The sequence below is a fragment of the Streptomyces sp. NPDC025833 genome, assembly GCF_055558055.1.
Genome location: NZ_JBVHNF010000016.1, coordinates 42,818 through 57,989 on the forward strand (window position 1 = coordinate 42,818; position 15,172 = coordinate 57,989).

13 protein-coding genes are annotated in these 15,172 nt (G+C 74.0%); 12 read left to right on the forward strand and 1 reads right to left on the reverse strand.

Features of this window, described 5'->3' with window-relative positions; all coding sequences use genetic code 11:
• Positions 1-5 precede the first annotated feature (5 nt).
• From kdpA to ACZ4K2_RS27225, 7 genes are all read left to right on the forward strand, one after another.
• Positions 6-1,667 (forward strand): potassium-transporting ATPase subunit KdpA, encoded by a 1,662-nt coding sequence (gene kdpA / locus ACZ4K2_RS27195; RefSeq protein WP_467468118.1) that lies wholly within the window; start codon positions 6-8, stop codon positions 1,665-1,667.
• Positions 1,667-3,799 (forward strand): potassium-transporting ATPase subunit KdpB, encoded by a 2,133-nt coding sequence (kdpB, locus tag ACZ4K2_RS27200; protein WP_467468115.1) that lies wholly within the window; start codon positions 1,667-1,669, stop codon positions 3,797-3,799. Before kdpA ends, kdpB begins: the two co-directional genes overlap by 1 nt.
• Before the next feature lie 24 nt (positions 3,800-3,823).
• The gene (locus ACZ4K2_RS27205; protein ID WP_467468113.1) at positions 3,824-4,531 is read left to right on the forward strand and encodes a potassium-transporting ATPase subunit C; all 708 of its coding nucleotides are present in this window, start codon (positions 3,824-3,826) and stop codon (positions 4,529-4,531) included.
• Between the two features lie 572 nt (positions 4,532-5,103).
• Positions 5,104-5,820: a Crp/Fnr family transcriptional regulator gene (locus ACZ4K2_RS27210; RefSeq protein WP_467468111.1), complete on the forward strand. Its 717-nt coding sequence runs from the start codon at positions 5,104-5,106 to the stop codon at positions 5,818-5,820.
• Between the two features lie 197 nt (positions 5,821-6,017).
• Complete coding sequence (locus ACZ4K2_RS27215) at positions 6,018-6,722, forward strand: hypothetical protein (protein WP_467468109.1); 705 nt, start codon at positions 6,018-6,020, stop codon at positions 6,720-6,722.
• Between the two features lie 13 nt (positions 6,723-6,735).
• Positions 6,736-8,943: a hypothetical protein gene (locus ACZ4K2_RS27220; RefSeq protein WP_467468107.1), complete on the forward strand. Its 2,208-nt coding sequence runs from the start codon at positions 6,736-6,738 to the stop codon at positions 8,941-8,943.
• Positions 8,940-9,818, forward strand: a complete 879-nt coding sequence (locus tag ACZ4K2_RS27225) for a hypothetical protein (RefSeq protein WP_467468105.1) — start codon at positions 8,940-8,942, stop codon at positions 9,816-9,818. The genes ACZ4K2_RS27220 and ACZ4K2_RS27225 overlap by 4 nt, the downstream gene beginning before the upstream one ends.
• Before the next feature lie 58 nt (positions 9,819-9,876).
• Here ACZ4K2_RS27225 and ACZ4K2_RS27230 read toward each other — a convergent pair whose 3' ends face one another.
• Positions 9,877-10,425, reverse strand: coding sequence for a Pycsar system effector family protein (locus ACZ4K2_RS27230; RefSeq protein WP_467468103.1), 549 nt, complete (start codon positions 10,423-10,425; stop codon positions 9,877-9,879).
• Between the two features lie 102 nt (positions 10,426-10,527).
• Between ACZ4K2_RS27230 and ACZ4K2_RS27235 the strand changes: the two genes are divergently transcribed.
• From ACZ4K2_RS27235 to ACZ4K2_RS27255, 5 genes are all read left to right on the forward strand, one after another.
• Positions 10,528-11,808 carry an OmpA family protein gene (locus tag ACZ4K2_RS27235; protein ID WP_467468101.1) on the forward strand — a complete coding sequence of 427 codons (1,281 nt, stop codon included), beginning with the start codon at positions 10,528-10,530 and terminating at the stop codon, positions 11,806-11,808.
• A gap of 138 nt (positions 11,809-11,946) precedes the next feature.
• The gene (locus ACZ4K2_RS27240) at positions 11,947-13,197 is read left to right on the forward strand and encodes a hypothetical protein (RefSeq protein ID WP_467468099.1); all 1,251 of its coding nucleotides are present in this window, start codon (positions 11,947-11,949) and stop codon (positions 13,195-13,197) included.
• A gap of 219 nt (positions 13,198-13,416) precedes the next feature.
• The gene (locus tag ACZ4K2_RS27245; RefSeq protein ID WP_467468097.1) at positions 13,417-13,644 is read left to right on the forward strand and encodes a DUF5133 domain-containing protein; all 228 of its coding nucleotides are present in this window, start codon (positions 13,417-13,419) and stop codon (positions 13,642-13,644) included.
• Between the two features lie 2 nt (positions 13,645-13,646).
• Positions 13,647-13,868, forward strand: a complete 222-nt coding sequence (locus ACZ4K2_RS27250) for a hypothetical protein (protein WP_467468095.1) — start codon at positions 13,647-13,649, stop codon at positions 13,866-13,868.
• Positions 13,811-14,875, forward strand: coding sequence for a PP2C family protein-serine/threonine phosphatase (locus ACZ4K2_RS27255; protein WP_467468093.1), 1,065 nt, complete (start codon positions 13,811-13,813; stop codon positions 14,873-14,875). The genes ACZ4K2_RS27250 and ACZ4K2_RS27255 overlap by 58 nt, the downstream gene beginning before the upstream one ends.
• Positions 14,876-15,172 lie beyond the last annotated feature (297 nt).

Here is a 15,172-nt window from a genome sequence, read left to right on the forward strand (position 1 = left end):
CGGAGATGGGTCCCGTACCGGCAGCAGTCCTCCAGTTGCTCGCCCTGGCGGGCGCGCTGGCGCTCGTCCACGTCCCGTTCGGCACGTACATGGCCCGGGTCTACTCCTCGCCCCGGCACCTGCGGGTGGAGAGGTGGATCCACCGGGGCATCGGCGTCGACCCGGACACCCGGATGGCCTGGCCCGCGTACCTGCGCGGGGTGCTGGCCTTCTCGGCGGCCGGCGTCCTCTTCCTCTACCTGCTCCAGCGGCTCCAGGGCCTCCTGCCCGGCTCGCCGCACTTCGCCGCGGTGAGCCCGGCGCAGTCGTTCAACACGGCCGTGTCGTTCGTGACGAACACCAACTGGCAGTCGTACTACGGCGAGCAGACCATGGGGCACGTCGTGCAGACCGCCGGCCTGGCCGTGCAGAACTTCGTCTCCGCCGCCGTCGGCATGGCCGTCGCCGTGGCCCTGGTCCGGGGGTTCGCCCGGTCCCGCACCGGTGAGCTGGGCAACTTCTGGTCCGACCTGGTGCGCGGCACCGTCCGGATCCTGGTGCCGGTGGCGGCCGTCGCCGCGGTGGTCCTGGTCGCCTGCGGCGTCCTGCAGAACTTCTCCGGCATCCACGAGGTGGGCCGGTTCACCGGGGGCGCGCAGCAGTGGAACGGCGGCGCGGTCGCCTCCCAGGAGGCCATCAAGGAACTGGGCACCAACGGCGGCGGCTACTTCAACGCCAACAGCGCCCACCCCTTCGAGAACCCGACGCCCTTCACCAACCTGTTCGAGATCTTCCTGATCCTGGTGATCCCGTTCTCCCTGACCCGTACCTTCGGTGTGCTGGTCGGCTCGGTCCGGCAGGGGTACGCCATCCTCGCGACGGCGGTCACCATCTGGCTCGGCTTCACCGCGCTGATGATGTGGACCGAGTTCGCCCACCACGGCCCGGCGCTCCAGGCCGCGGGCGGTGCGATGGAGGGCAAGGAGGTCCGCTTCGGCGTCGGCGGCTCCTCGATCTTCGCGGTGGCCACGACCCTGACGTCGACGGGCGCGGTGGACTCCTTCCACTCCTCGTTCACCGGTCTCGGCGGCGGCCTGGCGATGCTCGGCATGATGCTGGGCGAGATCGCGCCCGGCGGCGTCGGCTCGGGCCTGTACGGCATCCTGATCATGGCCGTCATCGCGGTGTTCCTCGCCGGTCTGATGGTCGGCCGCACGCCCGAGTACCTGGGCAAGAAGATCGGCGGCCGTGAGATGAAGCTCGCCGCCTGCTACCTCCTGGTCACCCCCGCGCTGGTGCTGGTGTTCACGGCGGCGTCCATGGCGCTGCCCACCCCGCCGCACTCGATGCTGAACTCCGGCGCGCACGGGTTCTCCGAGGTGCTGTACGCCTTCACCTCGGCGGCCAACAACAACGGCTCGGCCTTCGCCGGCCTGAACGCGAACACCGACTGGTTCAACACCACGACCGGACTCGCGATGCTGCTCGGCCGCTTCCTGCCGATGGTCTTCGTGCTGGCGCTGGCCGGCTCGCTCGCCGGGCAGCGGCCCGTGCCGGTCACGGCGGGCACCCTGCGCACCGAGAAACCGCTGTTCGCCGGGTTGCTGGTCGGCGCGATCCTGATCGTCACCGGCCTCACCTACTTCCCCGCCCTCGCTCTGGGGCCCCTCGCCGAAGGGCTGGCGTGATGACGACCCGTACAGAGAAGCCGGCGGACCCCGTGTCCGCCACCGCCCCCGCCCGGGTGCCGCACGGCGGCGTCCCCACCGGGCGGCAGCCCGGCCGGGGCCGGGTCGGAGCGGGACTGTTCGACCCGCGGGCGCTGGTCGGGTCCGTGCCGCAGGCGCTGCGCAAGCTCGACCCCCGGGTGCAGGTCAAGTCGCCCGTGATGTTCGTGGTGTGGGTCGGCTCGGTGCTCACCACCGCGTTCTCCGCCACGGACCCGGGCGACTGGTTCGGCTGGACCGTCAGCGCCTGGCTGTGGCTGACCGTCGTCTTCGCCAACCTGGCGGAGGCGGTCGCCGAGGGCCGCGGGAAGGCCCAGGCGGACACGCTGCGCAGGGCGAAGACCGGTACCGTCGCCCGCCGGCTGCGGGCGGACGGCCCGGAGGAGCGGGTGCCGGGCACGGCCCTGCGGATCGGCGACCTCGTGGTCTGCGCGGCCGGGGACGTCATCCCCGGCGACGGCGACGTGATCGAGGGCGTCGCCTCGGTCGACGAGTCGGCGATCACCGGTGAGTCCGCTCCGGTCATCCGCGAGTCCGGCGGCGACCGCAGCGCCGTCACGGGCGGTACGAAGGTCCTCTCCGACCGGATCGTCGTCCGGATCACCGCGAAGCCGGGGGAGACCTTCATCGACCGGATGATCGCCCTGGTCGAGGGCGCGGCCCGGCAGAAGACGCCCAACGAGATCGCGCTGAACATCCTGCTCGCCTCGCTGACGATCGTCTTCCTGCTGGCCTGCGCGACGCTGCCCGCGTTCGCGTCCCACGCCGGCACGCGGCCGACGATGGTCGTGCTGGTGGCCCTGCTGGTCTGCCTGATCCCGACCACCATCGGCGCGCTGCTCTCCGCGATCGGCATCGCGGGCATGGACCGGCTCGTCCAGCGCAACGTCCTCGCGATGTCGGGGCGCGCGGTGGAGGCCGCGGGCGACGTCTCCACGCTGCTGCTGGACAAGACCGGCACGATCACCCTGGGCAACCGGCGGGCGGTGGAGTTCGTGCCGGTGCGCGGCACCACCGAGGCCGAGGTCGCCGACGCCGCCCAGCTCTCCTCGCTGGCCGACGAGACGCCCGAGGGCCGTTCGATCGTCGTGCTCGCCAAGGAGCGGTACCGGCTGCGCGCACGCCACCGGGGCGAACTAACGCACGCCGAGTGGATCGCCTTCACCGCCCGGACCCGGATGTCCGGCGTGGACGTCGACGGCCGCGGCATCCGCAAGGGCGCCACCGCCTCGGTCGCCGCCTGGGTGGCGGCACAGGGCGGTGAGGTCGCCGCCGACGCCCAGCGGCTGACCGAACGGATCTCGGCGGCGGGCGGCACCCCGCTGCTGATCGCCGCGGCCGACGCGCGCGGCGCCCGCGTCCTCGGCGTCGTCCACCTGAAGGACGTCGTCAAGGACGGCATGCGGGAGCGGTTCGGGGAACTGCGCCGCATGGGCATCAGGACGGTCATGATCACGGGTGACAACCCGCTGACCGCGCGGGCGATCGCCGAGGAGGCGGGCGTCGACGACTTCCTCGCCGAGGCCACCCCGGAGGACAAGCTGGCGCTCATCGAACGGGAGCAGGCCGGCGGCAAGCTGGTCGCGATGACCGGGGACGGCACCAACGACGCGCCCGCGCTGGCCCAGGCGGACGTCGGCGTCGCGATGAACACCGGCACGTCGGCCGCCAAGGAGGCCGGCAACATGGTCGACCTCGACTCCGACCCGACCAAGCTGATCGAGATCGTGGAGATCGGCAAGCAGCTCCTCATCACCCGGGGCGCGCTGACGACGTTCTCCATCGCCAACGACGTCGCGAAGTACTTCGCGATCATCCCGGCCCTGTTCGCGGCGGTCTACCCCGGCCTGGACACGCTGAACATCATGCGGCTGTCCTCGCCCGACTCCGCGATCCTCTCCGCGGTCGTCTTCAACGCGCTGGTCATCGTCGCGCTGGTGCCGCTGTCCCTGCGGGGCGTGCGGTACCGGCCGATGAGCGCCGACCGGATGCTGCGGCGCAACCTCGCGGTCTACGGCATCGGCGGCCTGGTCGCCCCGTTCGCCGGAATCAAGATCATCGACCTGCTCGTCTCCCTCATACCCGGCCTGTGACCTAGCAAAGGCGTGCTGACCCTCATGAACACCTCCCTCGCACACACGGCCCGGCTGCTGTGGGCGGGCCTGCGCGCCCTGCTCGTGCTGACGGTCGTGACCGGCGTCGCCTATCCGCTGGTGATCACCGGCATCGCCCAGACGGCCTTCCCCGGCACGGCGAACGGCTCCGCGGTCGAGGCGGACGGCAGGGTCGTCGGCTCCTCCCTGATCGGGCAGCCGTACGACCTCCCGCCGGGACGGCACGGGCGGACTCCCGGGCCCGACCTCAGGTGGTTCCAGGGCCGCCCGGCCGACGGCCTGGGCACCAACGGCATCAACACGCGGTACCGGCTGCTCCTCTCCGGCGCGACCAACCTGGCCGCCGACAGCGGTGCGGTGGACGGCCGGTGCCCGGCCGAGCCCGCGTCCGGCACGCTCTGCGCCCGGGTGCTCGCCGCCAGGGCCGCCGTCGTCGCGGACAACTCGGTGCCCGGCCACCCCGTGCGGCCCTCCGACGTCCCCGCCGACGCCGTCACCTCCTCCGGCTCCGGCCTGGACCCGGCCGTCTCCCCGGCCTACGCCGCACTCCAGGTCCGCCGGGTCGCCGCACGGAACGGCCTGCCGGTCCCGCGGGTCCGGCAACTGGTCGCCGACCACACCCAGGAGCGCACCCTCGGCTTCATCGGCGAGCCGCGGGTGAACGTCCTGGAACTCAACATCGCGCTCAGGAACCTGCTGACGAATCGCTGACCCGCCTCTGCCGGGGGTGTGGGAGGTGGGGGGCTTCAGACGCGGCGGTTCACAGGACCCGGGGTGGCGGGCCGCGGGACCGGTAGGACCCCGCACCGCCACTGCCCGCCCGCTCGACCGGCCGAGCCCTCAACGCGCCCGTCCGCAAAACCTCTTGCGCTCGCGGCGCATGGGCGCCCCGCGCACGTCACCGCCGTACGCCACCGGAGCGGCGGACACCCCCGACCACCGTGCCCCGCCCGCACGGCGACCGCCACGCCCCGGCCGGCCGGCGCACGGTCCGCGCCCCCCGGACCGCCCGGCGCCCGGGCTCCCCTCGTCCGCGGCCCAGGCGCCCGGGGCGCACCGGGGGCCGGCGTGCCCTGCGGCTGCGCCGTCCGGACCCGGGGATCGCACGGGCGGCCGCCCGGGGGAGCCCCCGCAGAGCGGCGCGCGCCCGGCGTGCGCCGGGCGCATCTACTGCCCCGCGCGCGCATCTGTCGCAACGGTGCCCCCAAGTGCTGTTCTGAGTCGGGAGATTCGCGCGAGCCCGCATCGATCCGGTGTGGCCTCGGAGTGTTGGAGGGGTGTCCGTGGCATCACTGTCCGAATCCCAGCGCCAGGAGTGGCCCGCCCGCAGCTTCCTCGGCGGGCTGCCGGACTCCGTGCGCGTCGCGCTGTTACGGCTCGGCACCCGCTGCCGCTACCTGCCCGGGGACGTCCTGATCCGCGAGGGCGACCACTCGAACCACGTGGTGCTGCTGCGGTCGGGATTCGTCAAGGTCACCGCCGGGCTGGAGAACGGTCACGAGGCGCTGCTCGCCATCCGCATCGGTGGAGACATCGTCGGCGAGATGGCGGCCATGGACGACGGGGCGCCGCGGTCGGCCACGGTGACCGCGTGCGGGGAGATCGCCGCGAGCATCGTCCGCGAGGCCGACCTCCGCCTCTTCATGGACGACCACCCCGAGGTCGCGCGGGCGGTCAACCGGATCGTCGTGCAGCGGCTGCGCTGGGCGAACCAGCGGCGGGTGGAGTTCGGCGGCTACCCGGTCAAGGTACGGCTCGCCCGCGTGCTCGCCGAACTGGCCGCTCGGTACGGACACCAGGTGCCCCGCGGACTGGTCATAGGCGTCGACCTCACCCAGCCGGAGATGGCCGCGCTCACCGGGGCCGCGGAGGCGACGATCCACAAGGCCCTCGCCGAGCTGCGCCGGGACGGCCTCGTCACGACGGGATACCGCCGGACGACGGTCCTCGACCTGGAACAGCTCCGGCACGTCGCCCTGCTGGGCCCGGCGACCCCGTAACGGGCGCGTCACCGGCCCCTCGGGCCGAAAACCGTATTTCTACGACCGGCTCGGTGTTTCCCGTCCCCGGTCGCACAGTTGACGCCTCGACCGTTCCGCACGGCAGACAGGTGATGCGATCCATGACACCGCAGCAACCACCCCCGCAGCAACCACCCCCGCGGCCCACGGCCCGCGGCATCACGCGCCATCTGTGCATGGCCGCCGACCTGGAGAAGTACAGCCACCTCGACACCCCGAGCCAGGAGAGCGTCCAGGGCGAGCTGGTGCGGGTGCTGGACGCCGCGGCCGCCCGCAGCGGCCTCGACCGTACGGCCTGGATGTGCCAGCCGCAGGGCGACCAGGAGTTCGCCGTACTGCCGCCCGACACACCGGAGTCCGTCGTGCTCGGCGACTTCGTCCGCCACCTGGCCCGGGAACTCGGCGAACGCAACGCCAACCGGCCCGAGCAGGCACGGATGCGGCTCAGGGTGGCCGTCGACTTCGGCGTGGCCCGTCCCGCCGCCCTGGGCCACGGCGGCCCCGCACCGATCAGCGTGGCCCGCTACCTCAACGCGCCGCAGCTCAAACGGGTCCTGGAGGCCGTCGACACGACCGATCTCGCCCTGATCGTCTCCGACTTCCTCTACCAGGACGTCGTCAAGCTCCGCGGCGAGGGCCCGGCCCTCGACCCCGCGATGTACGTCCGGGCGCACATCCGGCAGAAGGAGTTCAGCGGCTACGGCTGGATCCACGTGCCCGAGCACGACCCGGCGGAACTGGAGCCCCTCGTCGCCGACCCCGAGCCCGGCCCGGCCCCGTCCGCGGGACCCGCCACCGTGGTGAAGAGGAACAAGGGCGGGGTCTACCACTTCGGCACCGGTGACGCGGCGAAGACCATGCACAAGAACTACCACCGGTGACGGGACCCCGGACATGGACGACCTGACCGGTGGGACCGGTGAACCATTGGAAGAGCCGTGGACGGGCCCCGGGACCGACCCGTCCGCGGCCGGGCACGCCGACGGGCGGACCACGGCCGGGGAGCCGGTTCCCCCGGCGGCCCCGGACGACGCGGGCGGCTCGGACGACACGGACGCCTCCGACGTCTCGGACGCCCTGGACGAAGAGGCCGACCGCATCCGCCGGCTGCGGGTGCGCGGCCTGGCGACCACCCTCGTCGAAGGGGACGTACGCGCCCGCGCCGTCGGCTTCGGCAGCGGGGACGCCGCCGGAACGATCCACAAGAACTACTACGGTGCCCCGGCCGTCGACCCGGTCGACGGCCGGGTCGAGGACACGGCCCTGGACCGCCAGAGGACGCTGTACGTGCAGCCGCCCGCGCACCGGGTCTTGGTCGAGCACCTGACCACGTACGGTGCCGCCGTGCTGAGCGGCGATCCCGGCTCCGGGCGCTACACCACCGCGCTCCTCGCCGCCCAGGAGGCGATGGGCGGTGGTGTCGTCGTACTGGACCCGGCGGCGGGCGTGCGCCGGCTCGTGAAACAGGAGGGCGGACTCCGCTCCGGCCTGGGCCACGTCATCGTGGGCGACGGCCGGGACTGGATGCGGGAACTGCGGGAGCAGATGCTCATACGCTTGCGCTCGGAGACCTACGGCCGGTCACCGCTGGTGATCGTCGTCGAGCGGCAGGCACTCGGTGGCGGGCTCGACGAGCACGTCGTCGAGCACGAGGTCCCGGACGAACTCCGGTTCAGGGCGATGGAGCGGCACCTGGCGGTACGGCTCGCCGACCTCCCGGAGGACTGCCGCAGGCTCCTGGAGCACGAGCGCCTCCGGGAGAACCTGCGGGGCCGCAGGTCCATGGAGGCGGTCGCCGGCCTCGCCCGCCGGCTCGAACGGCGCGTGCGCGACGGGGACGACCCGGACCGGATCGCGGAGGGGTTCGGCGCCGAACTGCGGCGTAAGGCCGGGGAACTGCTGGGACCGCAGCCCAGGGGCGCCGGCGACGACCTCCGCACGCCCGAGGTGTCCGTCTGGTCCCGGGCCTTCCTGCTGGCCTGCCTGGTGCTGGAGGGCGGGATGCTGAGCCGGGTCAGCCGCGAGTCCCTCGGACTGGCCCGCCTGCTGCACGGGGTGCGCTCGCCGTCCGCCGTGCCGGAGCTCCCGCTGTTCGAGGAGAGCGTGCAGGACTGGCTGAGCGGCGCCGACGTGCGATTCGTCGACGCGGGCGGGCAACCGGTCGACCCCCGGCAGCCGGAGTGCCGGGTCCAGGCCGGCCGTCCGGGGCTCGGCGAGGCGGTCCTGGAAGTGCTGTGGCGCGACCACAGCGGCGCCAGGGGACCGCTGCTGGAGTGGCTGGACGGTCTCGTCGTCCAGGGCGAGGAGGAGATCCGGGTGTCGGCCGCGCAGACGGCCGGTCTCCTCGCGACCCTCGACTGGGACTACGTGCGCGAGGAACTGCTGGCCCGGTGGGCGACCGCGAAGGGGGAGCACGCCGACCGGCGGCGGTCCGCGGCGGCCTGGGCGCTGGAACGCGCGGCGGCGGACCCGCTGCTCGTCTCCCGGGTCCGGCGGCTGCTGGCGCGCTGGTCCGGGCGGCGGGACTGCCAGGCGTGCGCCCAGGCCGCGTACGGCACCGGGATCGGCGCGCTGTTCCCCGGCGAAGCCCTGCACGGACTGGAGCAGATCGCGCGGTCGGGGAAGAGGAGTGTCTGGGGCGCCGTACGGGAGATCTACGCGGCCGGGTCGCAGGAGCAGGTGCTCGCCCGCCTGGCGGACTGGGCCGGGTCCCCCGGGCACTGGCTGCGCGACGACGCGGCGAACTGCCTGCTGCGGCTGAGCCGGTTCCGCGGTGAGCACGCCGTCACCGCCTTCCTGGCGAAACCCGGGCCACGCGCCGACCTGCTCCGGCTGACCCGGAACGTCCTGCTCAGCTCCAGCCGCCTGCACCGCCGCTGCGGCTGGGACACCCTGCGGATCTGGGTGGAGCGGGCCGGTGAGGAGCCGGGCCTCGACGTGCTGGTCGGCGAGTTCGTCGCCGCGCTTCCCGCGGCCGGCCCCGAGGGGACGGACCTGCGCGAGCGGATCCGGTTCTACCTGCGCTTGTGGAGTCACCAGATGACCGAGGGCGAGGCCGCCGAGGCGATCGCCACGTACGTGACGAAGAGGTGGGAGAAGTGAGAAGCACACCGCGTCGCGGCCCGCTGCACTGGCTGCGCGCCCTGATCGGCGGCAGGAGGCGCGAGACGTTCGCGCCGTCCTTCGTGGAGGTGGCCCCGGAGCTGCCGGAACTGGTGGCGGTGCACCGCGCGTCCACCGAGACGTTCTCCACCCCCGCCAGGGGCGACGGCTTCGAGTTCCTGGTCGAGGTCCGCCTCGACTGGTGCGCCGAGGGACGCCTCGACCACGACACGCTGAGCCGCGCCATCGAGGGCCACCAGGCGTCCCTGGGCGGACGGCTCGTGGAACAGGTCCGGGACATCACCCGGCGCTACGAGCCCTTCCACGTCGAGGAGGCGGAGCAGGCCGTCAACCGGGCGCTGCGGGAGGGCGAATGCCTCGACGGAGGGCTGGTGAGCTGCCGCACGGTCGCCTTCCTGCGGCCCGCGCCGGAGGTGCTGGAGCAGCAGCGGGGCGCGGCCCTGGAACTCCAGGCCATCGAGCACCGGTACGCGAAGTCCGCGCTCCGGGTACGGCTGCTCGGCGAGGTCGCGGAGGAGTGGCGGCGGTTCCTCGCCTCCGGACTCGCCGGCGGCCCGCACGACGACGACCGGCTGTCCTGGCTGACGCCGTGGGCGGTGCTCCTGGCCGAGCAGCCGGAGAAGGCCGCCACCGAGGTCGGCGACATGTTCCGGCAGCGCAAGGAGCAGCTCACCGAGTTCGCGAGGCAACTGGAGCAGCAGGTCAAGGGCTACCAGCACCTGGACCTCTACGACTTCATGACCGGCAACGAGCACCGGCTCGGACACGCCATGCGGCTGTTCGGCCTGCCGCTGCCCGGCGACCCGTCGGACCGGTCCGAGGCCGAGCCGCTGCCCCGGCCCGGCCGGAACTGAACGGCCGGACCGCGGGCTCCGGCCCGGCCCCGCCCGGGCGCCTCGGCGGACCGGGCGGTCAGGCCAGGAGCGGACCGGTGAGCAGGGACAGACCGGCGGCCACCGCCATCAGCCCGGTCCAGCCCACGCCCCGGGCGATGTACCGGTGCTTGGTCATCGCCACCCGGGCCAGCACCGGGATCAGCGCCCACAGTTCGCGCTGCTCCCGGTCCCGGCCGGGCTGCGGCGGAGCGCCGTCGGCGGCGGCCAGCAACGGCAGGCTGAACCGGTTGGGGCCGGGCGGCGGTCCCAGCCGGGGCCGCAGCGCCTGCACGACGCAGTAGACGGCCGGCAGGAAGGCGGCCACGCGCAGCACGAGCGGCACGGCCGCCGCCCAGGCCGCGAAGCCGCCGTGGCCCCAGGCCGCCCGTACGGCGTCGCCCTGGGGCACGGCGGCGGCCATCAGCCCCGCCTGGACGGCGGCCAGGACACCGACCTTGGCGTCGGCGAACTGGGCCGACGTCTGGAGCGAGGTGTACACGGCCAGCGCCGACTGGAGGCCGGAGCCCTCCTCGGCGGAGCCGGCCGGCGTACCGGCGCCTGCGGTGGCGCCTGAGCGAACGGACATGCGAACTCCCCTGTCCCTGAGTGGTCGAGAGGTTCCAGTAAGTCCCAGCACACCGGCCGAGAACAGACATAAATGCGTATTTCGTCCACGTTGGAGCATGCAGTGAGATCTCCCACCCGTACCACCGGCCGGATATGCGCCGTCGCGCTCGCGCTGGCCACCCTCGCCACGGCCACCGGCTGCGACGCCTTCAAGACGCCCGAGCCGCGGTCCTGCGCCTGGCTGGACCGCCGCTCCGACAGCACCTCCGAGTCCGCCGGCACTCCCGGGCCGCGCACCGCGGTCCTCGTCGACCGGAGCTCCTCCGCACGGCCGGACAAGGCGGCCGCCACCGGTGGCCGGGTACCGGACTGGGCCGCCACCCTGCTGGCCGGCCAGGGGCTCGTCCCGCGGCGGCTGGAGGGCGGACTCCTCTCCGCGGCCGGCTTCGACGGGACCCGGGCCACCGTCGACTGGGACGTGGACCGCGTGGCCGTCGCCCCGGTCGAGGGCACCGCCAAGAAGAGGGGGAAACGGCGCGAGGGCCGGCGCCGCTGCCTGGCGGAGCGGCTGGACCGGCTGGCCGCGGGCACACCGGGCACCGCCCGCACGGACGTGCTGGGGGCCCTCGCCGCGGCCGCCGACCAGCTGGGACCCGGCGCCGGGAAGCGGCGGATCATCGTGGCCACGGACGGACTGGTCAACACCGGGTGCGCCGACCTCCGGGCCACCGGATTCGACGGCACGGCGGAGATCCGGGACACGGTGGCACGCTGCCGTACGGCCGGGGAGCTGCCGGACCTCAGGGGCGTGGACGTCACCGTCCTCGGCATCGGGCGCACCGCGCACGGCAGGCCCCCGTCGTCCCCGCAGACCGCCTGGCTGACCGCGTTGTGGACGCGGCTGTGCCGGGCGACGGGAGCCTCCGCCTGCGAGGTGAGCGCCGGCGTGCGCACCCGGCAGGCGGGGACCGGCGCCGCGACGGTCCCGGCCGAGCCCGCCGTCACCTTCCCGGCCGTCTCCGAACGCGTACGCGGCAGGGTCACCACCCTCACCCTGCCCGGCTCCGTGCTGTTCGCCACCGACCGCTCGGCGCTGACCCCGGCCGCCCGCGACACCCTGGACGAGGCCGCCCGCCGCATCCGGGAACTGCGGCCGCTCTCGGTCGCCGTCTCCGGCCACACCGACTCCCGCGGCAGCGAGCAGCACGGCCGGCGGCTCTCGCTGGCCCGGGCCGAGGCCGTCGAGGCCGCCCTCGCCCGGCGCGGTGTCACCGTCGACTCCGCCCGCGGCTACTCCGACGAACGGCCGAGCTGCACGCCCGAGTACCGCCACGGGGTGCCGGACCACGCGGCCATGGCCTGCAACCGCCGGGTGGAGATCGCCGTCACGGTGCGCCGCTGACGGACACCGCGGACCGGCCCGTACCGAACCCGCCCCCACCGACCGACTCCCACCGAACCGACTCCCACCGAACCGAGCACCGAGCAGCGAGCACCGGCCCGGCGGACACCCGCCGGGCCGGAGAAGAGGACACAGCCCATGTCGCACGACCATCGCGGCAGCCCCTGTCACCACGGGTGCGGATGCGACATCCGCACCCTGGTGCGCAGCGCGCAGGACGGACCGGAACGCGATCCGGAACACCTGGACAACGGCGAGATGCGGATGCTGCTGCGCGCCGCCCGCGAGGTGGCCGAGATCGTCGGCCGCAACCGCGGGCAGCTCGCCACCGCCCGCAAGCTCACGATCGACGCCCACGCCCGCACCGAGGAGGCGGTCCAGGCCCTCGCCCGGTTCGGGGCCGCCGCCCCGCTCCGCAGGGCCCGGGCGGCGCAGGAAGCGGTCGAGGCACGCCACGCGGAGGACGGCGCACACGACCGGCGCCGGCGTGAGCCGTGGATCCGGGTCCTGCGCTGGCCGGTGGTCGCGGCCATGGCCGTCTTCGACGCCTGGTACTTCACCCAGGTCTTCCTCTACCTCACCAGCGCCGACGAGACGCCGTCACCGGTGGAGCAGGCCGTGGCGTTCCTGCCCGGCGTCGTCCTCGCCCTGGCCATGATGCTGTCCGGGCACATATGCGCCGTACCCCTGCACCGGATACGCGAGTGGGTGCGCGCCCGCCGCGAGCGGCGCCCGGCGCTCACCCTGCTCTCCTCCCTCGTCCCGCCCTTCCTCTACCTGACCGCCGTACTGGTCACCGTCGCCGGGTGGGCGTGGCTGCGGGCCCGCGACGCGCAGGCGGACGAGGCGGACCAGGGCGGGTACCCGTCCGGCTGGGTCGCCGTGCTGATGCTGGTCCTCGCGATCACGGCCGTCGTGCTGAAGGTCGTCGCCCACAACCCGTACGCGGACAGCGCCGCCGAGGCGCGCCGCGGCCTGGTGCGCGCCCGGGTGACCTACTCCGTCCTGGTACGCCGGGTGGGCACCGCCCTCCGCGAGCACGAGAAGGCGTGGAGCGACCTGTGCGCGCTGCGCGACGAACTCGCCGCGCAGGTGCGTCTGGAGAGCATGCGGGTCTGGGAGGCGGCGATCCTCAGCGCGCGCATGCTGCACGGCCAGGCCGGCCACCTGCCGCCCGCCCCGGCCGCGGCCCTGCCCGGCGGAGCGGAGACGCAGACGCCGACGGCCGCCTGGATGGCGCCGCTGTTCACCGGAGTGGTCGAGCCCCCGCCGGAGCTCGGCCCCCTGGTCGAGGCCCACCGGATCGCCCTGACCCGCGGCCCGGCCGCGCTCCGCGAGCGGCGCGAGGAACTGATCAGCAGCATCGACGGACAACTGGGACCCGCGTGACGGCCGGGCGCGCCGAGCCGGCGGACCGCCGTACGAACCGGCAGGTGTGAAACAGCGACCGCTCGGCTACCCGGAGGACAAGGGGTTGTGAACCCAGCTCCCAGGTTCCTCGGGGTACGGCCCCGGGGCGCCGGTCCCACCGCACCGCCGGACGCGCGGGGCGAGCTGCGCCGCAGCGTCGCACCCGCCGGCGTCCCGGCCGCGTGTAGGGAGCAGGAGATGTCGATGGCGAACCCCGCGGTGCCGGGGAACCCGGTCGAGAGGTGCGGGGCGCCGGCGGCGCTCCACGCCGAGGACGGCGGACCGGCGGCCCGGCAGCGGTTGCGGGACGCGGGCCACACCCTGTGCGCGTCGACGGGCACGCGGGACGCCGACGCCGCGCCGGCCGCGGCCCGGCGGGAACCGTCCCGCACCGGTCCGCGGCGGCCCGGCACCCGGGTCGGCTGAGCATGAACACGTCCCGCTCGTCGCCGGAGGGTGACGACGTCCTGCTCGACCTGATCGAGGCGAGCCACACGGTCATGCTGGAGGAGCTGCCCGGCCTGATCGCCGAGCACGCGGCCCGCCTCGGCCTGCTGGACGTCGCCGTCTTCGCCGTGGACATCCGGAGACGGTGCTGCGGCAGATCACCGGCCGGGGCCTGGCCGCGGCGGACGGCGGGGAGGAGCTGAGCGTCGAGGGGACCCTGCCCGGGCGCACCTACCAGCGGGTCGACATGCTGGCCGAGTCGGAGCGCGAGGGACAGCGGCTGCGGCGCTGGTGGGCTCCGGTGACCGACGGGGTGGAGCGCGTCGGGGTGGTGCGCGCGGACGTGGCGGAGCCGGACGAGGAGGAGGTGCGGCGCCTGCTGCGGCACCTGGCGTCGGTGATCGCCCTGCTGCTGCTCAGCAAGCGGTCGTTCAGCGACTCCTACGCCCGCCTGGTGCGGACCGAGGCGATGAACGTGGCCGCGGAGATGCAGTGGAACCTGATGCCGCCGCCCGCCTTCGCCGGTCACGACCTGACCGTCGGCGGCCTGGTGGAACCCGCGTACGAGGTGGGCGGCGACGCCTTCGACTACGCCATCGCCGGCCGGGCCGCGCACCTGGCGGTCTTCGACGCGATGGGGCACGACATCAAGGCGGGCATCACCGCGAACCTCGCGGTGGCCACCTGCCGCAACGCCCGCCGCCAGGGAGCCACCCTGGCCGACTGCAGCCACGCGGTCGAGTCCATGCTCACCAGCCACTTCGGCACCAGCCGCTTCGTCACCGGCATCATGGCCGACCTCGACATCGGCAACGGCCGACTGGCCTGGATCAACCGCGGCCACCACCCGCCCCTGCTGATCCGGGACAACCGGCGGGTCATGGAACTGCGGTGCCCGCCCTCCGGCCCCATGGGCACCGACCTGGCCCTGCCGGTCACCCAGTGCCACCGGCAGCTGGAACCGGGAGACCGCCTGCTGCTGTACACCGACGGCATCATCGAAGCCCGCGACACCGAGGGCCGCGAGTTCGGCCGCGACCGCTTCGTCGACTACATCGTCCGCCACCACTCCGGCCGGCAGACACTGCACGAGACCCTGCGCCGCCTGATGCGCGCCGTCATGAACCACCACGCGGGCCGCCTCGACGACGACGCCACGGTCCTCCTCGTCGAATGGCGCGGCAGCCACCAACACCAGCTCACTCCGTGACGACGAGGGTTACGAAGACGTACGCGTGCTCACGAGGGGCCGGCGCCCTCATCGCCTACCGGCCCTGACCGAGGTGATCGCGGCCGATGACAGGTGAGGCCACGCCCACCGACGCGAGATGAGAGCGGTGCCATGGCGCGGTGGTCAACCCTGCGCGAGGTTCGTCTCACAGGTGGTGCACCGTCGTACGGCCCGCCGCCGCGGATTGCCCGAGGTGGCGGTCGCCGGAGAAGCACTGCTCAACCGCTCCCAGAGCCCGGGCGGGGGATTCGGGATCCACCCCCAGCGCGGCGGCTG

Bases quoted from the DNA above. Each gene is read 5' to 3' on its own strand.
- ACZ4K2_RS27215 (WP_467468109.1), top strand. From the start codon at position 6,018: ATGGCCGCCGACCTGGAGAAGTACAGCCACCTCGACACCCCGAGCCAG.
- ACZ4K2_RS27230 (WP_467468103.1), bottom strand. From the start codon at position 10,425: ATGTCCGTTCGCTCAGGCGCCACCGCAGGCGCCGGTACGCCGGCCGGC.
- kdpA (WP_467468118.1), top strand. From the start codon at position 6: ATGGGTCCCGTACCGGCAGCAGTCCTCCAGTTGCTCGCCCTGGCGGGC.
- ACZ4K2_RS27240 (WP_467468099.1), top strand. From the start codon at position 11,947: ATGTCGCACGACCATCGCGGCAGCCCCTGTCACCACGGGTGCGGATGC.
- ACZ4K2_RS27220 (WP_467468107.1), top strand. From the start codon at position 6,736: ATGGACGACCTGACCGGTGGGACCGGTGAACCATTGGAAGAGCCGTGG.
- kdpB (WP_467468115.1), top strand. From the start codon at position 1,667: ATGACGACCCGTACAGAGAAGCCGGCGGACCCCGTGTCCGCCACCGCC.
- ACZ4K2_RS27250 (WP_467468095.1), top strand. From the start codon at position 13,647: ATGAACACGTCCCGCTCGTCGCCGGAGGGTGACGACGTCCTGCTCGAC.
- ACZ4K2_RS27205 (WP_467468113.1), top strand. From the start codon at position 3,824: ATGAACACCTCCCTCGCACACACGGCCCGGCTGCTGTGGGCGGGCCTG.
- ACZ4K2_RS27245 (WP_467468097.1), top strand. From the start codon at position 13,417: ATGTCGATGGCGAACCCCGCGGTGCCGGGGAACCCGGTCGAGAGGTGC.